The 22,882-nt window shown below is 50.2% G+C and carries 22 protein-coding genes and 1 pseudogene; 12 read left to right on the top strand and 11 right to left on the bottom strand.

Annotation, left to right across the window (positions count from 1 at the left end):
* Nucleotides 1–35: 35 nt before the first annotated feature.
* The gene (locus MKX51_RS15850) at nucleotides 36–563 is read left to right on the top strand and encodes a GrpB family protein (protein WP_340993095.1); all 528 of its coding nucleotides are present in this window, start codon (nucleotides 36–38) and stop codon (nucleotides 561–563) included.
* A 216-nt stretch (nucleotides 564–779) separates the two neighbouring features.
* On the opposite strand, the gene MKX51_RS15845 is transcribed toward MKX51_RS15850, so the two are convergent.
* On the bottom strand, nucleotides 780–902 hold the full coding sequence (locus MKX51_RS15845; RefSeq protein WP_340940472.1) for a hypothetical protein: 123 nt from the start codon (nucleotides 900–902) through the stop codon (nucleotides 780–782).
* Between the two features lie 212 nt (nucleotides 903–1,114).
* Here MKX51_RS15845 and MKX51_RS15840 point away from each other — a divergent pair, with 212 nt between their 5' ends.
* The 5 genes from MKX51_RS15840 to MKX51_RS15820 all read left to right on the top strand — a co-directional run bounded on the left by MKX51_RS15840 (nucleotide 1,115) and on the right by MKX51_RS15820 (nucleotide 6,586).
* Nucleotides 1,115–3,661 (top strand): diguanylate cyclase domain-containing protein, encoded by a 2,547-nt coding sequence (locus MKX51_RS15840; RefSeq protein ID WP_340993094.1) that lies wholly within the window; start codon nucleotides 1,115–1,117, stop codon nucleotides 3,659–3,661.
* A gap of 266 nt (nucleotides 3,662–3,927) precedes the next feature.
* Nucleotides 3,928–4,608 carry a succinylglutamate desuccinylase/aspartoacylase family protein gene (locus MKX51_RS15835; protein WP_340993093.1) on the top strand — a complete coding sequence of 227 codons (681 nt, stop codon included), beginning with the start codon at nucleotides 3,928–3,930 and terminating at the stop codon, nucleotides 4,606–4,608.
* 100 nt (nucleotides 4,609–4,708) lie between these two features.
* Nucleotides 4,709–5,089, top strand: coding sequence for a GntR family transcriptional regulator (locus MKX51_RS15830; RefSeq protein WP_340940476.1), 381 nt, complete (start codon nucleotides 4,709–4,711; stop codon nucleotides 5,087–5,089).
* Nucleotides 5,086–5,955 (top strand): ABC transporter ATP-binding protein, encoded by an 870-nt coding sequence (locus tag MKX51_RS15825; RefSeq protein WP_340940478.1) that lies wholly within the window; start codon nucleotides 5,086–5,088, stop codon nucleotides 5,953–5,955. Before MKX51_RS15830 ends, MKX51_RS15825 begins: the two co-directional genes overlap by 4 nt.
* Complete coding sequence (locus tag MKX51_RS15820; protein WP_340940481.1) at nucleotides 5,948–6,586, top strand: ABC-2 transporter permease; 639 nt, start codon at nucleotides 5,948–5,950, stop codon at nucleotides 6,584–6,586. Before MKX51_RS15825 ends, MKX51_RS15820 begins: the two co-directional genes overlap by 8 nt.
* 97 nt (nucleotides 6,587–6,683) lie before the next feature.
* Here the strand turns inward: MKX51_RS15820 and MKX51_RS15815 are convergent, their stop codons facing one another.
* Complete coding sequence (locus MKX51_RS15815; RefSeq protein ID WP_340940483.1) at nucleotides 6,684–7,046, bottom strand: ribosomal protein L7/L12; 363 nt, start codon at nucleotides 7,044–7,046, stop codon at nucleotides 6,684–6,686.
* 204 nt (nucleotides 7,047–7,250) lie between these two features.
* Between MKX51_RS15815 and MKX51_RS15810 the strand changes: the two genes are divergently transcribed.
* On the top strand, nucleotides 7,251–8,204 hold the full coding sequence (locus MKX51_RS15810) for an NADP-dependent oxidoreductase (RefSeq protein ID WP_340993092.1): 954 nt from the start codon (nucleotides 7,251–7,253) through the stop codon (nucleotides 8,202–8,204).
* Here the strand turns inward: MKX51_RS15810 and MKX51_RS15805 are convergent.
* Nucleotides 8,201–8,803, bottom strand: a complete 603-nt coding sequence (locus MKX51_RS15805) for a TetR/AcrR family transcriptional regulator (protein WP_340993091.1) — start codon at nucleotides 8,801–8,803, stop codon at nucleotides 8,201–8,203. The genes MKX51_RS15810 and MKX51_RS15805 overlap by 4 nt on opposite strands.
* Before the next feature lie 154 nt (nucleotides 8,804–8,957).
* Between MKX51_RS15805 and MKX51_RS15800 the strand changes: the two genes are divergently transcribed.
* Together MKX51_RS15800 and MKX51_RS15795 are read left to right on the top strand one after the other, a co-directional pair.
* Nucleotides 8,958–9,149 (top strand): hypothetical protein, encoded by a 192-nt coding sequence (locus MKX51_RS15800; RefSeq protein WP_340993089.1) that lies wholly within the window; start codon nucleotides 8,958–8,960, stop codon nucleotides 9,147–9,149.
* Between the two features lie 285 nt (nucleotides 9,150–9,434).
* Nucleotides 9,435–9,647: pseudogene (locus tag MKX51_RS15795) on the top strand (GNAT family N-acetyltransferase); the annotation flags it as partial.
* 23 nt (nucleotides 9,648–9,670) lie between these two features.
* Here MKX51_RS15795 and MKX51_RS15790 read toward each other — a convergent pair.
* Nucleotides 9,671–10,450, bottom strand: a complete 780-nt coding sequence (locus MKX51_RS15790) for a helix-turn-helix domain-containing protein (protein ID WP_340993088.1) — start codon at nucleotides 10,448–10,450, stop codon at nucleotides 9,671–9,673.
* A gap of 130 nt (nucleotides 10,451–10,580) precedes the next feature.
* Here MKX51_RS15790 and MKX51_RS15785 point away from each other — a divergent pair, with 130 nt between their 5' ends.
* The 3 genes from MKX51_RS15785 to MKX51_RS15775 all read left to right on the top strand — a co-directional run bounded on the left by MKX51_RS15785 (nucleotide 10,581) and on the right by MKX51_RS15775 (nucleotide 15,879).
* A complete protein-coding gene (locus MKX51_RS15785) occupies nucleotides 10,581–12,374 on the top strand; it encodes a glycoside hydrolase family 2 protein (protein WP_340993087.1) in 1,794 nt (597 codons plus the stop codon).
* Nucleotides 12,375–12,498: 124 nt separating this feature from the next.
* Nucleotides 12,499–12,972 (top strand): C40 family peptidase, encoded by a 474-nt coding sequence (locus MKX51_RS15780; protein WP_340993086.1) that lies wholly within the window; start codon nucleotides 12,499–12,501, stop codon nucleotides 12,970–12,972.
* Between the two features lie 207 nt (nucleotides 12,973–13,179).
* A complete protein-coding gene (locus tag MKX51_RS15775) occupies nucleotides 13,180–15,879 on the top strand; it encodes a CHASE3 domain-containing protein (protein ID WP_340993085.1) in 2,700 nt (899 codons plus the stop codon).
* A 238-nt stretch (nucleotides 15,880–16,117) separates the two neighbouring features.
* Here the strand turns inward: MKX51_RS15775 and MKX51_RS15770 are convergent, their stop codons facing one another.
* The 7 genes from MKX51_RS15770 to MKX51_RS15740 all read right to left on the bottom strand — a co-directional run bounded on the left by MKX51_RS15770 (nucleotide 16,118) and on the right by MKX51_RS15740 (nucleotide 22,880).
* The gene (locus tag MKX51_RS15770; RefSeq protein WP_340940495.1) at nucleotides 16,118–16,693 is read right to left on the bottom strand and encodes a dihydrofolate reductase family protein; all 576 of its coding nucleotides are present in this window, start codon (nucleotides 16,691–16,693) and stop codon (nucleotides 16,118–16,120) included.
* Nucleotides 16,694–16,902: 209 nt separating this feature from the next.
* The gene (locus MKX51_RS15765; RefSeq protein WP_340993084.1) at nucleotides 16,903–17,124 is read right to left on the bottom strand and encodes a hypothetical protein; all 222 of its coding nucleotides are present in this window, start codon (nucleotides 17,122–17,124) and stop codon (nucleotides 16,903–16,905) included.
* 267 nt (nucleotides 17,125–17,391) lie between these two features.
* Complete coding sequence (locus tag MKX51_RS15760) at nucleotides 17,392–18,450, bottom strand: hypothetical protein (RefSeq protein ID WP_340993083.1); 1,059 nt, start codon at nucleotides 18,448–18,450, stop codon at nucleotides 17,392–17,394.
* A gap of 30 nt (nucleotides 18,451–18,480) precedes the next feature.
* Complete coding sequence (locus tag MKX51_RS15755; protein ID WP_340993081.1) at nucleotides 18,481–19,752, bottom strand: hypothetical protein; 1,272 nt, start codon at nucleotides 19,750–19,752, stop codon at nucleotides 18,481–18,483.
* Nucleotides 19,749–21,035 (bottom strand): ATP-grasp domain-containing protein, encoded by a 1,287-nt coding sequence (locus MKX51_RS15750; protein WP_340993080.1) that lies wholly within the window; start codon nucleotides 21,033–21,035, stop codon nucleotides 19,749–19,751. The genes MKX51_RS15755 and MKX51_RS15750 overlap by 4 nt, the downstream gene beginning before the upstream one ends.
* On the bottom strand, nucleotides 21,035–21,844 hold the full coding sequence (locus MKX51_RS15745; protein ID WP_340995617.1) for a sugar phosphate isomerase/epimerase family protein: 810 nt from the start codon (nucleotides 21,842–21,844) through the stop codon (nucleotides 21,035–21,037). The genes MKX51_RS15750 and MKX51_RS15745 overlap by 1 nt, the downstream gene beginning before the upstream one ends.
* Nucleotides 21,845–21,890: 46 nt before the next feature.
* Nucleotides 21,891–22,880 (bottom strand): hypothetical protein, encoded by a 990-nt coding sequence (locus MKX51_RS15740; RefSeq protein WP_340993079.1) that lies wholly within the window; start codon nucleotides 22,878–22,880, stop codon nucleotides 21,891–21,893.
* Nucleotides 22,881–22,882 lie beyond the last annotated feature (2 nt).

Genomic DNA, 22,882 nt, shown 5'->3' with positions numbered 1-22,882 from the left:
CGGGTCTAGGTTATAGCTGAAGGAGGATAGGGATTATGGCTGAGAAGACTAAGGTTGTAGAAGTGGTTCCATATGATCCGGCCTGGAAGGCGGAATATAGCAGAATTGAGAAGCGGATGCTGGAGATCGCGGGAGATCTGATTATCCGGTCTGAGCATGTGGGCAGCACCTCAATTGAAGGGCTGTGGGCCAAGCCCGTGATTGATATCGATCTGGTGATGGAGAGCTATGACCAGCTGCCGGAGATCATCCGCAGACTGCAGGCGTTCGGTTATGAGCATCAGGGCAATCTGGGCATCGAGGGCCGGGAAGCCTTCAAGAGCAACCAGGATGACGGATTCATGAAATACCATCTCTATGTATGCCCTAAGGACGGCAAGGGTTACGTAGAGCATATTCGGTTCCGAGATTATCTGCGCAGCCATCCCGCTGCCCGTGAGGAATATCAGGCGGTCAAGCAGCGGCTGGCTGAAGAGTACCGTTATGACATTGATGCGTATTGTGACGGGAAGACTGCGTTTGTGCAGTCTATTCTGCAGAGGGTGTTACAGCAGCAAGAGTAAGGATTAGCTACCGGGCAGCCAAGCGGCGAAGCGCAGTCATGAATTAGTCACATTTTCACTGGAATAGAAGGAAATACTTGTATTATTGTGATTTTTAAGGTAAATTATTGGTATGACTTTCGGATTACCATTCTTCCGGAAGTGCAATCTAATCCTTGGTATATGCAAGCTGAAGAGGAGCATTTCCCCCAAATGCTCCTTTTTGCGTGGGCAGGCTTAAGGTGCGAATGAAACGGTCTGAAGCACATAGCGGATGATGAAGAAGGCAATGATCAGTATGGAGAAGGCGCTTAGCAGAAAAGAAACAATCTCTCTACCTGAACGTTTGGTTCGCCGCATTACGGTCACCTCGGAGTATTAGGAATGGATTAGCCGTCACAGGTTATGCTCTATCCATTTATATTATACATAATTATTCCAAGTCTGTAATACAAGACAAAACAGGCTGTGCAGACCAAACTTATGTTTGTTATTGCTGCCCAAAGTAAGTTAGAATAAATCTACGCAAAAACAGCTTAGAAATCATTTACTTCAATGGAGGCTTTGCACCTATGTCAGATTTTAATATAGAACATGAGAATCAGCCGCTGAACCGGACCCTGCTGAACGAAGCGGGAGTGGACCCTAAGGAACCCGTAGATCTTAATAACTGTGAGAAGGAGCCCATCCATATTCCGGGGCTTATTCAGCCGCATGGTGTATTGCTGGCCGTAACTCAGGACACAGCCCATCGAATTGTCCAGGCCAGTCTGAATACAGATAAGTTACTGGGAACAGCTGCCGAAGCACTGTTAGGCACGCCTATGGCTGACCTGGTAGGCCCGGATCAGCTGGAGATGCTGCTTAAACGCAGCGTAAATGCGAAAGAAACTGCCGATTTGCAATATATTGTGATACAGATTGAAGTCGCGGGTGAGCCGCAGGACTTTTTCTGCATCATTCACGAAAGTGAAGGTCTGATGATCGTTGAACTGGAGCCTGCCTCCATCGATCAGAGCGACAGCTCCAATGACTTCGACTGGATTCGCACGTTCTTCGGACGGCTGAAGCATACGGCGAACCGGCTGGAAGCCAGCCAGGCCGCCGCAGAGCAGGTGAAGGAGATGCTGGGCTATGACCGGGTGATGATCTACGAGTTCGATGAACAGTGGAACGGCAAGGTGATCGCCGAAGCCAAGGAAGACGGACTGGAGCCGTTCCTCGGCCATCATTATCCTGCCTCTGACATTCCGAAGCAGGCGCGTGAGCTGTATCTGCGCAACTGGCTGCGGACGATCGTCGATGTGAACTATCTTCCGGTTCCGATCACCCCGGTGCTGCAGCCGCTTACCGGTAAGCCCCTGAACCTCAGCTTGTCCATCCTCCGCAGTGTGTCTCCGCTCCATATCGAGTATTTGCAGAATATGGGGGTAGGCGCAACGACCACTATCTCGCTGATCAATAATAACAAGCTCTGGGGACTGATCACCTGTCATCACTATTCCCCCAAGTATGTCCCGCACCGTATCCGTAATCTGTGTAATTTCCTGGGCGCCTTCTTCTCCAGTGAGCTGTACCAGCGTCAGCAGCTCGACAACTATCAGACGGAGCTGGAGCTGCGGACCAAGGCGATGAGAATTGTCGATATTTTCACAGGTAACGTCAGCTCTTCCCGGGTGATTGAACAGCTCGGCGATGAAGAGCAGACGCTACTGGGTATGATGGAGGCTTCCGGCGCAGCCGTGTGTTATCAGGACAAGCTGATGCTGTTCGGAGTAGCACCCTCCCAGGAGCAGGTGCGGGAGCTTGCCGGCTGGCTGGCAGGGAAGTCGAAGGATTACACCTACTGCACCTCCAGGCTCAGTCTGGAATATGAATCAGCCAAAGCTTACAAGAATAAAGCCTCTGGTGTCATCTATCTCGCTCTCACTCCAGGACATCAGAATTACATGATCTGGTTCAGACCTGAGGTGGTGGAGATAGTGGACTGGGCCGGAGATCCGGCTAAGGCTGTCATTCAGGAGAATGACGGATTGCGATTGTCTCCCCGCAAGTCCTTTGAGAAATGGCGGCAGGTAGTTCAGTCCACCTCACTTCCATGGAGAGAACAGCATCTTAACATTCTGCCGCAGCTCAAATCTATTCTGCGCGGACAGACCGAGAACCAGCTGCGTCAGGCGGAAGAGCAGGCCCTGCAGAACGCCCGCAGTCTGCGTCATAATGAACAGCGGTATCTGCAATTGATGGACCTGTCTCCCGTAGCCTTCTTCATGATTACCGATGATGTGATTGCCTACTGTAATAACCGCGCAGTAGAGCTGATGGGTGAAGAGAAGGGCAAATCACTCATCGGGCAGCCGTTCCTGAACTATGTGCAGGAGTCCTACCGGCCAAATCTGAAGCAACACTTCTCAGACCTGAGCCAGAATGTGACCCAATTCGTATCCGATCAGGGCCAATTCATGAGCGGGAACGGGCAAGTGCTGGAGATAAGCCTGAGTCTGGCTTCGGTTATTCATGGCGGCAGACCGTCCATTATGGCGGTCCTTAATGCAGGAACCGGTGTAGAGGCGAAGGGCGAAGCCTATACCGATGCGGCCAATCAGATGCAAAGCTATCTGACGACCGATTCACTAACCGATCTGCCGAACCGCCAGGCCCTTGTGCATGAGCTGGATCAGCGCTGGGAGGATACGCTGAATACCCGGGAACCCTTGCTATTGCTGTCGATTGATATCGACGATTTCCATTCCTATAATGCGGTACACGGGCTGAAGGGCGGCGATCTTTGCATCCAGTCGGTAGCCGATGTACTGAATATCATCAGCATCACGCATGGCACCTTCGTGGCCCGCTTCAGCGGGGCGAACTTCATCCTCACAATGACGGGTGCGTCCGCCTCCCAAGCGGAGCAATTAGCCGAATCCGTCCGTCAAGGTGTCTCTGATCTGCAGATCCCCCGCGACCGGTTTGAAGAGGAGGGTGTGGTCACTGTAAGCATAGGCGGCCTGTTGAAGGTACCTGTTCCCTCTGACCGCCCGTCTGACTTCATTGCCAAGGCGGAGAAGGCTCTCTATGAGGCGAAGTCCGCCGGGAAGAACCAGGTCGTATTTTATTAACACACGCTAGTAATAGCGTGCATCCAGAGATCAAGCCGGATGAGTCCATATTGGACTTGTCCGGCTTGATATGTTTTGGGGCCCCCGCAAAGTACCTGAGTCATCATCTACGCTAAAGCTCCACTTTGTGGGGTTATTTTGCTGTCCTATTCGTCCAATCCTCCACAGGTAATCCGCATACATTACAGAGTAACCATTGGTGCTGTCCAGAATCTTGTATACCATTATCCACATGATCCGCATCATCCAGAGCGAGGTGAACCACATTGTCTGTAGAGAAGCATACGCTGGCGGCAGGAACGCCCTATGCCACACCTTATTATGTAATTAGCAGCGGCGTTCCCGGACCTGTATTCATGATCATCTCCGGTGTTCATGGCAATGAGCCGGCGAGCAGCCGTGCAGCGCAAGGCATCGCCAGCCGGTTCAGCCGGGGAGATCTGATGCTGCGTTCAGGAAAGCTGATTATCGTCCCGCTGGTGAATCAAATCGCACGGCGCAAGGGGATTCGCGGGAAGCCCGACCTGAACCGTACCTTCCCGCGCGGACAAGGCGCCCCGGCCCGTCATCCATTGTCGGCAGCCGTATGGCAGCTTGCGTTGCGCTACCGTCCCTCGTGGGTACTGGATCTGCATGAGGCGAACGGGTTGTCCGAGCTGAATCCGAAGCGGGTCGGCCAGACCTTGATCATCAGCCCGGTCAGCCGGGCGCATGGACTGGCGAAGCAAATTGTGGTGCGGATGAATCAGACGATCACGAATAGAGCTTACCGCTTCAACATACGGCATAGGGAGCGTGCAGGAACTTCACGGATGGCCTTCCAGCGCCTGCTCGGTGCCCGGGCGGTGACCGTAGAGACCTGCTGGAGCTTGGATTATGCCTTAAGAGTAAGGCTGCAGAGCGAGATCGTATACCACTTTCTGCGGTCTCAGGGAATGATCGGCTAATTAAGGGTATGACATTAAGGGATTGACACAACTGGACATAGTGTATATATTACATATATACACTAGTTACAACAAACACAAAGGAAGCTGATGCTGCTGCATGAATATCGTGATATCAAGTACATCTGGCGAACCAATCTACGCCCAGATTGTGGGACAGGTCCGCCAGATGATTCTCCAAGGCGAGCTGGTCTCGGGTACGCCCCTGCCATCGATCCGCTTACTGGCGAAGGAGCTGCAGATTAGCGTCATTACCACCAAGCGGGCTTATGAGGAGCTGGAGCGGGAGGGGCTGATCAACTCGATTGTCGGCAAGGGGTCTTTTGTCTCCGGGGCCGATCAGGAATATATCCGGGAACAGCGGCTGCGGATGGTAGAGGGCAAGCTGAAGGATATTATTGACGAGAGCAGACAACTGGGCATGGAATACGCTGAACTCGCGGAGATGCTGAAGCTGCTCTATGAGGAGGAACAGGAATGAGTACTGTAATTGAGCTGGACCATGTAACGAAGAGCTACGACCGTTTTGAGCTGAAGGATATTTCGTTATCGATTAAGGAGGGTTACATTACCGGGCTGATCGGCCCGAATGGTGCAGGCAAGACCTCAATGATCAAGTTGATGATGGGCTTAATCTCGCAGGATCAAGGGGACATCCGGGTCTTCGGCCAGAACAACCGTCAGGAGCAGGCTGCGATTCGGGGGCGGATCGGCTACGTCTCGGATGAGAGCTTCTATTATGAGCATATGACCGTGAAGCAGATGAAGAATATTATTGCTCCGTTCTATCCCGGTTGGAACAACGATACATATCTGAGATTTCAGGAGCAGTTCAAGCTGTCTCCAGGCAAGAAGATTAAGGACTTGTCGAAGGGGATGAAAATCAAATTCTCACTCGCCGTAGCCTTGTCCCATGGTGCCGATCTGCTGATTATGGATGAGCCTACTTCGGGGCTTGATCCGATTTTTCGCCGGGAGATGCTGGAGCTGCTCAGTGAGCATATCCAGGATGAGAAGAAGTCGATTCTGTTCTCCACTCATAACACTACGGATCTGGACCGGATTGCCGACTATATTGTATTCATTAACGAGGGACGGATTGTGTTCAACGAGATGAAGGAGAGTCTGAGCGAGCGCTATCTGCTGGTCAAAGGCGGGAAGGAGCTGCTGGACCGGGATGTCCGGCGGTGGTTCGTGGGGCTGCGGGAGAACGGGCTGGGCTTCGAGGGGCTGATCAGCAACCGTGCGGAGGGCGAACGTTACTTCAGGGACACCGCAATCTGCGAGACACCTACGCTGGAAGAGATTATGTATTATACGGTAAAAGGGGACGAAGCCCATGCATAATTCCATTGCGCTAATCCGCAAAGACTTCATGCTTACCCGGAAGTTCGCTCTGCTGCTGATTCCCTATTTTGTGCTTATGTTATATTCCAATGCACAAGCCTATACGGTATTCTCGTTGTTGCCGGCACTATTGTTACTGATTAACGCCTGTACGATTGATATGCAGCATAACAACCAGAAGTTTCTGGCCACGTTGCCGGTGCCAAGGCAGCGGCTGATTCAAGCCAAGTATCTGACGATCATTCCACTTTCCCTGTTCAGCCTGATCTGTACCCTTGTGATGTACTTTGTTGCTGTACAGATGGGCAAGCTGGACGAACCGCTGCGCTGGAGAGAGCTGGGACTGATTACAGCTGTTATCCCGCTGCTTGCCGCTTTCTACCTGCCGCTATATTACTGGCTGGGGCAAAAAGGGATGCAGATCGTTAATTTCATCTTTATGATGGTAATTATGCTGAGTTTCACTACATTTGGAAGCCTGAATAAGGAATTTCCGGCTCTTGCTCAATGGGTTCAGGACGGTAAAATAGACAATATGCTGCTCGTATTCATCGGCGTGCTGGCATACCTCATCATTATCTATAGCTCCTATCTGATTTCGTCGCGAATTTATATGCACAAGGATATTTAGCTTCATTGCCGGTATAAGCTTCATCCCAAGAATGACCTCAGCTTCCACTGTCCAGTGGCAGTCTGAGGTCATTCTTGATCATTCACTCATGGTTCACTCAGCGGAAGTTCCCGCCCCGTTCCAGGTTCTCCACGTAATCCTTGGCTTCCTTCAGGCCCAGGTTCCGCGCTTCGCGCATGACCTTGATTGCCTGAATCTTCTTGCCCTCAGCTAACAGCAGGCGGATCCTCCGCTCCAGATCCGGTGCCAGCTCCGGGTTCTGCACGAACATGGGCGCAGGAATATGTGCGGTTCGGCTGAAGGAGGGGTCAGCGGGCATTTCTCCGTAAGGATCTCTTTGGTTGAGCCGGGCTTCCAGCTCGTTCACACGCCGCTTCAGGCTGAACACGCTAAGCATAAGCAGTAATACCAGCACCAGCGCCAGAATGGCAACGAGATCGATCGTATCCATATAGTCCATAGGTAGTCTCCTTTCAGTAGCAGGTTATCATCAAGGATGCCTGTGCCATTATACTCTACTACCCCTTAGAGAGAAGAATGAACACTTGAGGCCTGATTGTTGATTGTATCCGCTTGGGCTGAACTCTACAATGAGTTACAGGAACAGTACACCTATTGCTTCAACGGTACGCGGATTCCCAATTCATCCATAGGAGTGATCGCAATGAACGAAGCCACACATATGAAGGCGATTCGGATACATCAATTTGGAGGGCTGGAAGAATTAAAGTATGAGGATGCGCCGATTCCCGTTCCCGCAGCGGACGAGATTCTGATTAAGGTGGCAGGGACCGCGTTCAATCAGGCAGATGTCAAAATCCGCAAGGGCTACCTGCAAGCCTTTTTCCCGCATGAATTTCCTTACATTCCTAACTTTGAGGTGTCGGGTACGGTGGAAGCAGCAGGCGCAGAGGTTACGGACTTTCAGCCGGGGGACAAGGTCTATGCTGCGCTCGATATGTCCCGGGACGGTGCTGCCGCAGAATATGTGGTCACCAAAGCGCATCATGCTGCGTTCGCTCCAGCCTCACTGGAGTTATCCGATGCAGCTGCGCTGCCGATTGGTGTCTTAACCGCATGGCAGGGGTTATTCGATCATGGTAATCTGCCGCAGGGCGGGCGTGTGCTGATTGCCGGAGCCGCTGGCGGGGTAGGCAGCTATGCAGTGCAATTCGCCAAGCAGCATGGGGCATATGTCATCGGGACTTCCTCAGCGGCCAGTATGCCGATGCTTCAAGAGCTGGGGATTGACGAGATTATTGATTACACCAGGGAGAGCGTTACGGACAAGCTGAAGGACAAGGTAGATCTGATCCTCAATCTGTCCCCTGAGAGTACAGAGGCACTTAATACATGGCTGCCGTTGCTAAAAGAGGGAGGAGCGCTGATCTCGGCGGTGAATCCTGCGGACGAAACACTGGCAGCGCAGCTTGGCGTTAAGGCACACCGGCTGTTTGCACAAGAGGATCGCACGCTGCTGACGCGGGTTGCAGAGCTGGTGGATGCGGGCAAGCTGAAGCTCTGGATTACCGGCCGTCTGCCGCTGGCCGAGCTGGCTGCCGCACATGCCATGAGCGAGGCCGGTAAGCTCCGTGGTAAGGTACTGATTACGATTTAAGACTTAGCGATCAGAGTGGACTGAATGAATAACACTTCATTATAGATCACCGCCAGCTCCTCCGGAGTATAAGGCATCCCGCTGTGCAGCCATTCTTCCGTAATTCCGAGAAAAATGGATGCGGAATGCGCAGCGAGATACTCCGGAGGAACCGCCGGGTGGCCGGCAAATACGCCATTCATCTCCAGCTTCCGGTAGAAGCTGCGTTTGATAACCTCCTTGAATTGCCCCGGAAATGCCGCATCCCCTTTGGCCCCGAGAAATAAGCGGATTCGCTCGCCGTGCTGGTGCAGATACTCAAGGATATGCACCAAGGGCGGATAGGGCAAGCCCTTCAGATAATGCCCGGACATCTCTTCGCGTACGATTTTGACAACCATCACCTGCTCCAGACCTGTCAGTATTTCCCGTTGCAGCTGCTCCAGCAGATCGTATTTATCCGTAAAATGCAGATAGAACGTTCCCCTGTTAATATGTGTTCTAAGCGCCAGCTGGCGTACGCTCACCTTGTGAAATCCTTCCTGCTCCATGAGCTGGAGGAAGTTATCCACGATCAAAGCCCGGGTTCCCGCTGAAATCAATTCATGTATTTCCGCCACGCTGCGCTCACCTCTTCCGTTAACTGCTGAAACTCTATCTTTTTAAAATAGGATATTTCCAACTAAAATTCAAATGTAAGCTATATCAAATTCTTTTCGTTTACCATAAATGAGATTAAATGGTGTATAATTGTGGGAAAGGGAGGCGATTGTAATGACTGATTTCTTCAATCCGGGACCTCATGCGAATTCGACTGATCCCGGCGGGCACAAGGCCAACCATGACGTCAATGAACAGAAGCTTCATCGTGAAGGGCCTTTGGGATTTTGGCGGCAGATCTCTGATCTGTTAATTGCAGTAGGTGTTATTGCTTTGATTGTTGTTGTGATCATGTGGATTTTTTGATTATAAAAAAGCACTTAAGATTAGCACTTGAAGCATGGTCGTCGTTGCGGTGAACATTTGGCCCTCCGGCCGCTGTTGTATTTGGATTTCCTGATGAGAACCGCTTCTCGCGGTAGAAATCCAAATACAAAGGCGGACGCTACGCTCCTACAGTTCCAAATTTCCCCTCCACTTCTTTTGCCTTTTTTGTTAATTTCTTTAGTGCGTCTTATATAACATCTCCAAATGAAATGTTTAGGAGAGTCATGAATTGATAGGGAGAGGGTCTAAATGATATATCACCGGGCCGAGCGGGCGGTTATTGAATTTGCTTTTACCGAAAAGAAGTATCACAAGGTCTATGCCCGGCATTTCGCCTCCAACCCGGCCTCAGGAAGAATTATGCAGAAGTGCGGAATGACCTATGAAGGCACATTGAAAGATCAAATACATAAGATTAATTCGTATGAGGATTTGGTTTATTACGGAATCGTTAATCCCGCTCATCCAAGCCAATAACCCCGGTCTGCCTTCCTTCGCCATCAGCCCTTCCCTCGATATTCACTCGGCGTCTGGCCGGTAAACTTCTTGAACTGCCGCATGAAATGGACATCGTTCTCATAGCCGCAAATCGCAGAAATCTGGCTGACGCTATACGTGGTGCTCTTCAGTAAATAAGACGCATGCCCCAGCCTGTTCTGAATGATGTCGCTGACGACCGGGATGCTGAAGACCTGCTTGTAGATCTGCTGGAAATAGGAAGGGCTCATGTTCATCCGCTCTGCCAGTGCTTCGACAGAATACCAGATGGAGGGGGAGCTGAGTACTTCATTTCTCAGATTCAGGAACGAATCATAGTATCGGCTGACCCTATGGCTGGCCTCTACGTGATGCCGCATATCGCTAAGCTTCATGAACAGGCAGCGCATAATGGAGTCGATAATCTCCTGGCGGAAGGTGCCGTTCTGCAGATTCTCCCAGTGCAGCTCATTTACTTTTCTGGTGATATAGAGCGGGTCATGGGCCTTCATTAAGGTATCCAGCGGCAGCTTCAAGCGGTTAAACCAAGCATCTGCCCCCTCCAGCTCAAAATGGAACCAGTCATGCACCAGCGGCAGCTCCGCATCCTTGTAGTAATAGTGGCTGTCTCTGTTATAGATGATGTAAGTATTCGGTTCAGCATACACGCTCCGCGATTGAAGCCTCAGCTCCATCTTGCTCCGAAAGAATACGAAGACATAATCGCCGGAGCCCTCCGGGCGGTCGATTGTCATGCCCTCCGGATGAATCACATTCGCACCGCACCGCTTCAGGGTGATCATACACAATTCCACCTTTTAGATAATAGATCAGTCAATAGATAGGATAATTCATTTTCTTTCCCGGGACAAGGGAGTACTCTGTGATAGTGAATAGAGAATACTTCAGTGATGAGAAAGAGGATGGTTCGAGATGTCTACTACAGCAACTACAAAGCCAGCTACCAAATTCTATACCCCTAACTACCCGAGACCCCAAATGGTCCGCAGCCAGTGGCTGGATCTGAACGGAGAATGGGACTTTAGCTTCGATGATGACCATGCAGGCGTTGCGGAGCGCTGGATGGACCATTTTCCAGCCACGCACACGATCAACGTTCCATTCACCTACGAGACAGCGGCCAGCGGCATTGGTGAAGAGACCTTTCACCCGCGGATCTGGTACCGCAAGCATTTGGACCTGTTCCGGGCGGAAGATGGGAAGCGGACGGTGCTGCATTTTGAAGGCGTGGATTATAAGGCGGTCTGCTGGGTGAACGGCGGCTTCGCTGGAGAGCATGAGGGGGCGTATGCGCGGTTCTCCTTCGATATTACCGATCTGCTTAAGCAGGATGGCGTGAACGAGATCGTACTGATGGTGACCGACAGCGACAGCTGTCTCCAGCCCCGGGGCAAGCAGCGCTGGGCGGGCCGGAACCACGACTCATTCTATGTGCAGACCACCGGCATCTGGAAAAGCGTCTGGCTGGAGCATGTCCACGCTACCCGGCTGGATTCTGTGAAAATGACGCCCGACATTAACCGCCAAATGCTCCGGCTGGATTATCGCGTACACGGCCTCCCGGAAGAAAAGGATCTCCGGCTGGAGACGGAAATTACGTTTCAAGGGGAGCGAGTAAATAAGCTTAGTCTACCGGTAGACAGAGCTTCGATGACTGTAGAGGTCAGCATGATGGGCGGCATCAACGGGCCTTGGCTGCAGAACCTGTGGTCACCGGGGAATCCGAACCTTTTTGACATCGAGTTCGTGCTGTATGCGGGTAAACAGGAGATTGACCGGGTAGGCTCTTATTTCGGTATGCGCAGCATTTCAATCAAGGGGGGCCAGATCCTGCTGAACAATATCCCGCTGTATCAAAGACTGATCCTGGACCAGGGCTACTGGACCGATACTCATTTGACTCCGCCGTCAGAAGAAGCGCTGATTCAAGATATTGAGGCGATTATGGAGATGGGCTGGAGCGGTCTGCGCAAGCATATGAAGGTGGAGGACGCCCGTTTCTTGTACTGGTGTGACGTCAAAGGGCTGTTGGTCTGGTCAGAGATGGCGGCCGCTTATGAATATAACGACGAGGCGCTGGAGCGTTTCACTAAAGAATGGCTGGAGGTTGTGCAGCAGCAGTATAATCATCCGTGCATCATCACCTGGGTGCCTTTTAACGAATCGTGGGGCGTGCAGAATATTCTTCATGACGTCCGGCAGCAGACATTCACTGAGGGTATCTATTATTTGACCAAATCTATCGATCCTTATCGTCCGGTGATCACGAATGACGGGTGGGAGCACACGGTGTCCGACATTCTGACCCTGCATGATTATGTGGAGCGGGGCGAAGCGTTATATGAAACCTATAAGGATAAAGATTCTATTACCGGCGGCAGCGGCACGTATAACGAATGGAAGTTTGCTTTTGCAGAAGGGTATAGCTATAAGGGGCAGCCGATTATCATCAGCGAGTATGGGGGGATTGCCTTCAAGAGCGAGCACGGCTGGGGGTATGGCCAGCAGGTGGATAGCGAGGAAGCTTTTCTGGAGCGGTTCGGCAGCTTGACCCGGGCAATTCAGGCCATTCCGTTCATCTCCGGCTACTGTTATACGCAGGTTACGGACGTTCAGGATGAGGTCAACGGCTTAATGACTGCGGAACGTGAGCCGAAGGTGCCGCTTGCGAGAATCCGGGAGATTAACCTGGGCCTGGGAATGTAAACTCTTTCAAAAAGCGCCGAAGGGGTTGACGAACGGAGATTATTACACTATCATTCATAATAGTTACAAAAAATTAATATATGTCAGGCAGCATTAGCCGGCAAGAAAGGAGACTGAGTTCTTTTTGAAGAAAGGGATCGTGTGGCTACTGGGGATTGTACTATTGCTATCGTTTGGATCTGAAAGAGCATCTGCGGATGACAGCTCCAGGCTTGACCAAGAGGTTAATGAGGTTATGGGAACTCCATATAAATGGGGGGGCACCAAGGCATCTGAAGGGTTTGACTGTTCCGGATTTATAATATACATATTTGGCAAGTTCAACTTAGATCTTCCGAGAACATCCAAGTCGCAGGCAAGTGCAGGCGAATATGTAGCCAAGTCCGATCTACGTCCGGGAGATCTTGTCTTTTTCGACACCGGAGGCAACGGCATCTCGCATGCAGGCATCTATGTGGGCGACAACAAATTTGCACATTCCTCAAGCAATAATGGAGTAACCATCACCAAGCTGTCTTCGAGCTACTACAAGGATAGATACGTAACCGCCAGAAGAACTGTTTCGGAGAGTATGTATCAGAAGATGACTGGCAACTAAATATAGTAATACTACTACGAGCCTCTAGAACTTCTAGAGGCTCTAGCTGTTTGTTATGGATCTATGCTGCAGGGCAGGACAATCACACCAGCTGCAGATAGAGACATTAAACCTTCGCATCTATGACAATAAAGCTATATTAACTTCTGATAAACGTGTAGAATAGGATTCTATCCATCCATAGAGCAGACAGAGCGGAGGTTATTTGTGCGGAGAATTCGTTTTACCGTTCAACTTAAGATATTATCTATCACTGTACTCATTGTTTCCGCCTTACTGGCGTTTGTAATTGTAGTGCACGGACGCATTCATTCCTTACAGCAAGCGACTAACTCCATTACCCAACAAGACCGGGAAATGACCAATTTAACGAATCAGCTTGAAAAAAATATACTGGACATGGAGACGGGACAGCGGGGGTATGTTATCACCGGGCAAGACAAATATCTGGCGCCTTACCGGCAGGGACAGGCTTCCCTGGACAGCAATTACGACCAACTGGCTGCGCTAACGAATGCCGGGGCCCTTCAGCTTAACCGCCTGCACAGTATTAAGGAGAATGTAGATCGATGGATTGCGGCCACCGGAGACCCGGTCATTCAGCTCAAAAAAGAGGGGCAGGATGCGCAGATCCTAAAAATCTTCAATACGGATGCAGGCATAGACCAGATGGACCGGATTCGCAGCCAAATCAGCGGGTATCGGGTGACGATGAATGAGAATACTAACCTGCTGATAGATAAGCAAGCGGATCGCAACCAATTTCTGCTGCAAATCTTGTATATCGTCTGGTTCCTGATCGCCGCAGCAGGAATATCTGCCTCCTGGATCATAGCTCATTCTATCTCGGCGACTGTGCGGAAAATTACCGGGACCTTAACGGCTCTTGTCCGCACCGGGGATCTGAATACCCGTCTGACGATGACCACTAATGATGAAGTCAGCGATCTCGGTCATGCGACGAACCAGCTGCTGAACAGCCAGCAGGAGCGTGAATGGTTCCAAGAGCGGGCCAATGGCTTGATGGAAGGGTATCAGGGTGTTACCACAATTGCGAAGCTGGGGGATATCTTCCTCAGCAAGACGGCAGAAATGATCGGTTATCCCTATGGCACGCTGTATATCCGTTCTCAGGAATGCGGGGAGGATTACCTGACCCGGTCTGCGGTGTTTGCAGGGAGCAACGTGGATACGGAGCAGGAGAGGATTCTCTATGGGGAAGGTCTCATCGGACAATGTGCCAAAGAAGGGCACACCCTGAATATTGCTCCGCTCCCGGAGAATTATATTCATATCCGATCCGGCTTGGGGGCCTCTTCACCGCAGCATCTGCTGCTGCTGCCGGTGAGTTTTCTGGGAGAAGTGGTGGCGGTCGTAGAGATTGCCTCTTTTGCGCCGCTGACCTTAGCGAATATCACGTTTTTGGAGTCGGTCGCCGCACAATTCGGAGCCGCCATTGTCAGTACCGTCAGCAGCATGAGAATTGACCGGTTACTGGAAGAGTCCCAACGTCAGAATGAGGAACTGCAAGTGTATTCAGAAGAGCTGCAGACGCAATCCGAAGAATTGCATATTCAGGCCGAATCCCTGCTGATCACCAACAAGAAGCTGGAAGATCAGAATGCGATCGCCGAGCAAAAGAGCCGGGAAGCCCAAGATGCGCGTGAGGAGCTGACCCAATATGCCGAAATGCTGAAGCGGAGCACACAATACAAATCGGAGTTTCTGGCCAATATGTCGCATGAATTGCGGACGCCTCTGAACGGGATTATGCTGCTCTCCGAATTCCTGATGGAGAATCCATCGGGCTCACTGAATGCAGAGGAGCTTGAATTTACCCAAGCGATTCATTCGTCGGGTCAGGATCTGCTGGCACTGATCAATGACATTCTGGATTTGTCCAAGGTCGAGGCCGGGAAGATGGACATTACCATGGAAGAAGTGAATATATCCGAAATTCCGGAGTCAGCATCCCTTCATTTTGGCCAACTGTCCCAGAAGAAAAGCATTCCGTTGCAGGTGAAATTAAGCGACGAACTGCCGGATATCCTATACACGGACCCTCACCGCTTAAGACAGATCATCATAAATCTGTTATCCAATGCGTTCAAATTCACAGCTCAAGGCACGGTAACTCTGGAAATACGCATGGTATCGGCTGAAGAGCTTCTGGAGCTGCAAGGGATTGCTGCAGGGCCTTGCATTGTTTTCAGTGTGACTGATACCGGCATCGGCATTGCCAAGAACAAACAGGGTCTTATTTTTAACGCCTTTCAGCAGGCGGAAGGTGATACGGAGCGTAAATACGGAGGAACCGGCTTAGGATTATCGATCTCCAAAGAGCTTACAGAGCTGCTTGGCGGCCAGCTTAAGCTAGTGAGTGCAGAAGGGGCGGGCAGTACATTCAGTGTGTATCTCCCGGTGCATCAAGAGCAGAAGAAGGATGAGCAGGTTACCGCAGAAGTATATACTTCTGTCGATTTGGATAAATCTATTGATGATATAGAGACTCAAGACAATCATAATCCTTTATTTTCCAAAAGAGTGCTGCTGGTTGACGATGATGAACGTAACTTATATGCGTTAACCACAATCCTGTCTCAAAAAGGACTGGACATCACGGCAGCACACAATGGAGAAGATGCGCTGAAGGCATTGCAGAACTCCGCATCGTTTGATCTCATCCTTATGGATATCATGATGCCCGTCATGAACGGCTATGAGACCATTAAGCAGATCAAGGAGCTGCACGGCCATCAGGATGTACCGATTATTGCTTTGACTGCCAAAGCCATGCAAGAAGACCGGGAACGTGTAATTATGGCTGGAGCTACGGAGTATCTAAGCAAGCCGATCAATATGGATCAGTTGCTGGCGCTTATGCAGATGTTGATAACTGATAAATGAAGGTAAATCATTAATGAATATATAACAGTATATTGAAATGTTGAGATGATGATCAGCCCGTGGATGCGGGTTGATTTTTTTGTTTTGTCTGGGTTAAACCAAATAGATATGAATTGAAAGTCATACCAAGACCTTCACCAGCAGGAAGCCTAACCCGGATAACAGGACCGACCCGAACAAGCCGGCTCCGAAGGCCCCCAGGCCCATGCGCTTAAAAGCAGCCATATAAGTGACTAGATCATCTAACGGTCTGGTATACGAGGCCTATCGCTCCAGAATCAAATGTTTTGTTCTCGATAAGCTTTAGATTAGTCTTCTCCTGAAACCCTTGGAATAACGGCAGCCCGCTGCCAATCAGGACGGGAGAGACCGTAATTTTGTACTCATCGATTAGACCAAGCTGCATAAGAGTATGGGCGAACCGGGGACTGCCGAGGATAACGATATCCTGGCCTGGCTGCTGTTTGAGGCGCTTGATCTCTTCCTCGACGTCTGATTTGACCAGTCTGGAATTATTCCATTCGACGTTCTCCAGGGTTGTGGAAAAGACAACTTTGGCTGTCTTCTCAATCCATTCCGCATGATCCCGTTCATGTTGGGAAGCGGAGGGATCTGCTGGCACGGAAGGCCAATAACTGTGCATCATCTGATAAGTTCCACGTCCCCAAAGAACCGTGTCCGCTGTACTCAGAATTTCTCTTGCGTGTCTCTCCAGATCAGCATCATAGGCAACCCAGCTAATATCCATGGGGCCGTTCGGCCCTTCAACAAAACCGTCAAGCGATGAATGCAGAAATAGAACGAGTTTTCTCATCTTCATTGATCCTCCAATGTGTAGTTAGGTTTGTTCAAGTATTTATTATAACTCATTATACCTCACCAACTTGTTGGTGAGACCCTGAAGATCCGGTCGGTCAATTCCAGTCTGAAACAATGAAAAGAAAATGTAAGAAATCACCAATCCGCAGCAAAGTGTAATCAGTGTCTGAAAATAAGTTTTTCTGTCAATAAAAGCAAGTGTAATCAAAGCACCTGTAAAGCACCTGTAATGAATGGATACCACAGAATATATGGAATGATAAACGCTGGTACAAAAGGAATCATGGAATCCAGGGCTACAGCAAGACTAGACACATGATCACCAGGCCGGTTCAGAATACCATAGAAAATATTCAAGCTTGGAATCGCAGCAAGCCAGAGCAAAGATAAATAAGCTGATTTGGTGGATGGTTTCATAAGCTTCAAACGCTCAACTCCTAAATGAATCATCATTATAATGAAATAATGAAAATCAATGTATCCATAATAGAGATAAACTCTGAAGAACTTTAGAGGGAAATTCTTAAGAATTTCTGAATTTGGATTGAAGAACATTCTTTAATGAATATTGATTTCACTACTTCTTCACAAAACCCGTATTTTGTACATATGTATGTATAGAAATTAAACACCTTCTCCAATAAAAAAAACGCCCTAAAAGGCGTTTTTTCATTAGTTATCATTTAGATCATCTCAATTGCATTGATTACTAACCTCAGTTGCCATTTTCATCGTCTGGACCATGTTATATTCTTTCTTCACAATCTCTTCGAGTTTTACGATAGCTTGATCATGAACATGATTAGATACGATCATTTTAATAACTGTCGTTCGATAAATTTCCCATAAATGACTTAGTTCCATGCTTTGCTCTGCTAACTTCTTATAGAGATTTGTATGGGACGATTGATCTTCCAGTAGCTTAAAAAGCCTGTTATTCTTCTTATGATTCTGTGCAAAAGAACTGCTTCTCAAGGCAAATATGCTGGTTTCGTTCAAATGACCTACAAGTTCTTCGAATTCCTCTACATAATCGGTCAACGCTTGTAGTCCCAACTGATAATGAAGACCATATTGCTCCAGAAAAACGACTTTATCATCCAATAGATTGTTTCTGAGTTCTGAGATAAACGAGTCCTGGACTGAAAATTCATGGTTAAAATTCCTTATCGATCCTTCATGCACAGAAACCATGATGAATCTGACTTTTCTGCCGCTTGTCAGTAGATATCGGGTAGATTCCATAATGACTTCAAGCGGAGTTTGATAATCGTGCATTCGCCCTGGAGATAAGCAATCTTCAATGACTGTGTATGCATCCCCACCCGCACATTTCCCATGAATAAAGGTCGGATGGATAAAATGTATTTTCCCGGCTTCTCTTCCACTGGAATAAAAAAAGCGGTCCACATCGAAAAAGACATATTTCTTCTTGTCTAAAGCGCCTTGAATCATCTCATCCAGCAAAGGTATATCCGATTGCTCAAGAAGCTGATCCTCAAAGCGAAGATAATGATAGAGCTGTTCCGTGTCATATTGAACCTTCGGCAGCATTAATCCTTGATGCAGCAAGCTTTCAAAATTGTCTTCGGGGAATGTCTGGTGGATGAGTTTTTTCCAGTACTGCGTTTTAAAAGTCAGCGGCAACTTCTCGAACGATGAATGATGACTAATGAGGATCGACATCAAATTATTATTGACACAATCAAGCCATATGTCATTATAAGGCAAAATCCGATGGGTAGGCGTCATATGGTCAACTCCCTATGATGAACTCACTTATTAGGTGGATAGCCAGCTCACATCATTTAACGTACCGTCAGGGCGAAGCATAACTTCCTTCGGAAGAGCATGAGACAGAAAATGAACATTGCCACAGGTTAAGCCATAGGCCCCCATATGGGGAAACGCGATCCAATCCCCCGGCTCTAGAGGCGGGAGCATGACGCTGCCTTGCATCACATCTGCGGGAGTGCACAATTTACCGCAAACATTGTAGGAGACTCGCCCCTCTCCTTCACCGGATTCGTATAGCTTGCGCTCCCCCGCCTTCCAAAGCTGAAGCGGCAGAGGCTGCTTGAAGCTTCGTCCCATCAGGCTGGAAAAAGCCCGATGGTGGGTTCCCCCATCGACAATGGCGAAGGCTTTGCCTTTGGAGAGCTTGGTGTACAGCACTCTGACCGCATACATCCCCATCGTTGCGGCAATTCGCCGCCCTGATTCTACGAATACCATTTCCAATCCCAGATCCCGGTTGCGCTCTAACTCTTCAGCAAGATACGCCCCGAAAGCTTCGACAGGAAACGGCTCATCGCCTTCAAACATGGGAACGCCGAAACCGCCGCCGAGCCCTAAGCAGCGAAGCTGCAGGCCGAATTGGTTGCGCACCTGCCGGGTGAGACCGAACATCATCGGAACACTCTCCATATAAAAGTCGAGGTGAAAATTTTGCGTGCCCTGGTACGTATGCAATCCGATAAGCTCTAGCCCTTCAAGGGTAATGGCGGTTTGCACCGCCACATTAATTTCACTGTCGTCGATGCCAAACTGGGAGGCAAGTCCGACCGATGACATCCGCGAGCCTTTGGCTCCAGTAGACAAATTGACCCTTAACATAACGGGAGCGGCCATACCAAGCGCAACAGCTTCATCGTGAATGACGAATAGCTCCGGGATGGACTCCGCATTAATCGCGTAGATCCCATGGCGAAGCACATGATGAATCTCGTCCGCGCTTTTGCCCGGTCCGGTAAACACGATGCTGTTCGGATTTACCCCGTTAGAGCGGGCAAGCTCATATTCCCCAACCGATGCGATTTCGATCGGCGAACCCCAGCCGTTGATGAGACGGCATACCTCCGGATTGGGGTTGACTTTCATGGAATAATATAGCGTCACATCCTTGGGTAAAGCGTCCCGCAGCGAAAAATAATCGGAGGCCAGCTTTCCCTCGTCATATACATAAACGGGTGATCCAAATGGCTCGACTGCTTCCAGCCAAAAGGGTTGGCCCTCCTCCTGCTGATTAGACAGTCGTTGTGAAGCCATAGTCATATGACAGCTCCCCTCCATTCCATGATGGCTTCCTCCAGCCCTTGACGGGCAAGCTTCTCAGCTTCATCGTCCACACCCCAGCTCAGAGCCGAGACCCTGCAAGGCCGGATACGGTCTGCCGATTCCCCATCCTGGTGGAAACCATACACGAATGCCCCGCCTTGTCCGGCAGAGATCCTTATCGATGCCACCTTGTCGGAAAATTCTGCAAATTTGGCACCAGGGTGGAGCTTGAAATCATAGGATTGAGTCTCCATTCTAGGAAACCCGCGTTCGAGCAAATGCTTGCGAATCTTCAGCAAATACGTGACCATGGTAAGACGGGCGTTGATCTCAATAACCGGTATTAAAGTTCCGTCTTCATCCAGTATGGAGTCTACCCCGATGAAACCCTCGTAGCCCCGGGAATGTAAAGATGTACCCAGCTGTTGCAGCTGTTCGGTATAAGCCGCGATCAAGGCTTCAGGCAGGTCCGGGTGCAGACGGCTCCCCCTGTACACTCCTGCATCCGTAATCCTCTGCTCGGTCATAGCCAGGATCTCGCAATCTGTTCCCCCCAGCCAGAGTTGTGCCGTCAGATGGCGCTCGACCTGATGCCAGCGTTCCACCGTCACAACCGGTTGCCCGCCTCCCCGCGAGATCTGCCTCTCTAAATATCCCAGCAGCATCTCCAAATCCGGGCCTCGATGGATATGGAACAGCGCTTTACCGGAAGAACCGTAAGCGGTTTTTACAACCAGCCGGGCTCCAGGATGCCGTCCCTCCAACTCGGCGCAAGTACGGCGGATTGCGTCAAGCCCTTCGCATATCCTGCCGTCGCTGACTGGAAAGCCGATTTCTTCGCATAATTTACGCGTTGCGATCTTGCTGTTCAGTTCCACGGACAACCGGGCTGGCGGGCCGATCCAGCTCCCTCCGTTTTCCTTGAGAAACTGCTCCTCCTGCTCGTCCATCAAGTAAGGAACAGCCATCCGGTTGCGAAACTTACCCGTATATTCAGACCGTGCGCCAATCGCGATTGATGGTAGTGCTATCTTTTCTTCTTCCAAATAAGCTAGGAATTCAGGGTCCGGAGTCTCTTTCAGGAGAACAAGATCCTCCCGGTCAGCCAAATAAATCTGGTAGAGATCCATTTGCGATACGAGCCGATCTCCGGACGCATTGTTAATATGGGGTAAGCGAAGCTCTTGAGCGGCTTTTCCTTGTTCCCAATTAATATTGGAGTACCAGAGCTTCGGTGCACGCGTTCCGGTCAGATGCTCCATATAAGGTGCGTTATTCATTATCCCGTCACCTCCACATTCTCCAGCTTGAGATCAGACTCCAGCCCTTTAAGCCAGCCTAGCTCCGACTTTAAGATTTCAAAGGGCATGGCTCCGAACCATTCCAGAGATACCGGGGCTCGGGTAGGGTCCAAGATAAGGCGCTTCACTATGGTTTGGCAGTCCATTTCTCCATCGGCCAAGCGTACGATACCTCTGCGGCTGCCGCTCGGAGAATATATATTGTCAGGAGAGAATACTTCGAGCCATTGCCGGGATTCCACATTCTTCAGATGGATATTGACAATCCATGGCTTCAAGCGTTCGTAGGCGGCAAGGGGATCAGCGCCCGATTCCCACATGTGCAGAAAGTCCAAATTCAGCTTCAAGGCAGGGTTATCGGTTTGCCGGAGCAGTTGAAGTGTGGAATCTAAGCCGTCGGCAGCGGTTCCCGGATGAGTCTCAACCACTGTATAGACTCCTTCCCTCTCTGCTGCGGCGCACAGGAGATTTAGACGTTCGGTGCAAAGCTCCCAGTCCTTCTCATCAAGAGATTGACTGCTCAGGTTTCCGGCGAAAATCCTCAGCTTATCTGTGTGGAATGCTTTGGCCGCCTGTACGGTTTCCTGCCATTCCTTAAGCAGAACGTCCATTGGGATATTCCCCATGAGAGGGATATAATCGCTCAGCATGTTGATTTCGAGCCCGTAGCTGAACATTTCGTCCAGCATACCTCCCAGCTCCTGTCCCCGTTGGCGAAGCAAAGCCTTGGCATGCACGCCCCACAGTTCTATACCGTTGAAGCCCGTATCATGAGCATAACGGAGCAGCTCCCGGATGGATACCAGCTCGTGCCGAAAAGAAATCGTACATAGATTATACCGCAGTCAGATCACCGCCTATTCCATTCATCCAGGCCAGGAATTGAAGCTCCGCATCCCGAACTTCCCGCAGCCTGGCAAGAGCCGAGCGCAGCAGCGCTTCGTCCCCGATGTGCTTGCGGTATTTCACAAGCAGGAAATTCAGTGCCGTCCATAACTTCACGATCCCGCTGATCCGGTTCGTCCCTTCCAGCGCCTGCCCCTTGTCCATCACGCCCAGCTGGGCAAAGCTATTCCATATGGAAGACCGGAGCTTGGTTAAGGAAGCAATAGCGATCGAGTTCTGGCTCAGCCAGTTCGAGGTTTGTTCCGGGCTTAAAGCTAGAGATTCCTGCAAATCCCGGGCAAAGCTGTCCAATGCGGCGGTACCCGAACTGTATTGAGAACGGACATACATGTCGTAGTTTCGCTTGGCTGCATAGGCGAAGATATCACGCTTGCCGGGAGACTCGAACTTCCCTTCTTGATCCGGCTGAAGCTCGTAGAAAATGATGTCCTCCTCTTCCGGCTCCGCCGATGCCCGCATAAGCTCTTCTCCGGTCAGGAATCCGTTGAAGCCGACAATGGGATCGAATACTCTGAAGGCGTTACGCGCTTCATCGAAGCTGTCTGCGAGGATATAATGTTCGAATCCACTCTCCGCCATGCTAAGCATATTGGGAGGGAAAAAATCCAGATCGGCTGGGCGGCATTTCACTACCGCACGGTTCCCTGACTGAACAGACTGCTTTAGCGCCTCAGGTCCGGTTCCCTTGTAAACCAGATGGATGCCGTACAGAAAGGGCAAGCTTTTGTTCAATCGCACATGCTGGCTCGCCGTAATAATGCGCGATACATAATTGACATTCCAGTAATCCAGCAGAAACAGATCAGGGTTGGCCCCGGACCGGTATAAGTGGGTCATGATGCAGGAAGCTGCACATTCCATCGCCGCCAGCTTCATCATTTCCGGCTTGGCAGCCGGCGTATCCGTATGAGAGGTCATCT

It is taken from the genome of Paenibacillus sp. FSL M7-0420, assembly GCF_038002345.1.
Lineage (GTDB): Bacteria > Bacillota > Bacilli > Paenibacillales > Paenibacillaceae > Paenibacillus_AQ.
Note: the sequence above shows the minus strand (reverse complement) of the source record. Positions and strands in the feature narration are given on the sequence as shown.

Coding starts and splice junctions, on each gene's coding strand:
- MKX51_RS15850 (WP_340993095.1), top strand. CDS start 36: ATGGCTGAGAAGACTAAGGTTGTAGAAGTGGTTCCATATGATCCGGCC.
- MKX51_RS15845 (WP_340940472.1), bottom strand. CDS start 902: ATGCGGCGAACCAAACGTTCAGGTAGAGAGATTGTTTCTTTTCTGCTA.
- MKX51_RS15840 (WP_340993094.1), top strand. CDS start 1,115: ATGTCAGATTTTAATATAGAACATGAGAATCAGCCGCTGAACCGGACC.
- MKX51_RS15830 (WP_340940476.1), top strand. CDS start 4,709: ATGAATATCGTGATATCAAGTACATCTGGCGAACCAATCTACGCCCAG.
- MKX51_RS15825 (WP_340940478.1), top strand. CDS start 5,086: ATGAGTACTGTAATTGAGCTGGACCATGTAACGAAGAGCTACGACCGT.
- MKX51_RS15820 (WP_340940481.1), top strand. CDS start 5,948: ATGCATAATTCCATTGCGCTAATCCGCAAAGACTTCATGCTTACCCGG.
- MKX51_RS15815 (WP_340940483.1), bottom strand. CDS start 7,046: ATGGACTATATGGATACGATCGATCTCGTTGCCATTCTGGCGCTGGTG.
- MKX51_RS15810 (WP_340993092.1), top strand. CDS start 7,251: ATGAACGAAGCCACACATATGAAGGCGATTCGGATACATCAATTTGGA.
- MKX51_RS15800 (WP_340993089.1), top strand. CDS start 8,958: ATGACTGATTTCTTCAATCCGGGACCTCATGCGAATTCGACTGATCCC.
- MKX51_RS15790 (WP_340993088.1), bottom strand. CDS start 10,450: ATGATCACCCTGAAGCGGTGCGGTGCGAATGTGATTCATCCGGAGGGC.
- MKX51_RS15785 (WP_340993087.1), top strand. CDS start 10,581: ATGTCTACTACAGCAACTACAAAGCCAGCTACCAAATTCTATACCCCT.
- MKX51_RS15770 (WP_340940495.1), bottom strand. CDS start 16,693: ATGAGAAAACTCGTTCTATTTCTGCATTCATCGCTTGACGGTTTTGTT.
- MKX51_RS15760 (WP_340993083.1), bottom strand. CDS start 18,450: ATGACGCCTACCCATCGGATTTTGCCTTATAATGACATATGGCTTGAT.
- MKX51_RS15755 (WP_340993081.1), bottom strand. CDS start 19,752: ATGACTATGGCTTCACAACGACTGTCTAATCAGCAGGAGGAGGGCCAA.
- MKX51_RS15750 (WP_340993080.1), bottom strand. CDS start 21,035: ATGAATAACGCACCTTATATGGAGCATCTGACCGGAACGCGTGCACCG.
- MKX51_RS15740 (WP_340993079.1), bottom strand. CDS start 22,880: ATGACCTCTCATACGGATACGCCGGCTGCCAAGCCGGAAATGATGAAG.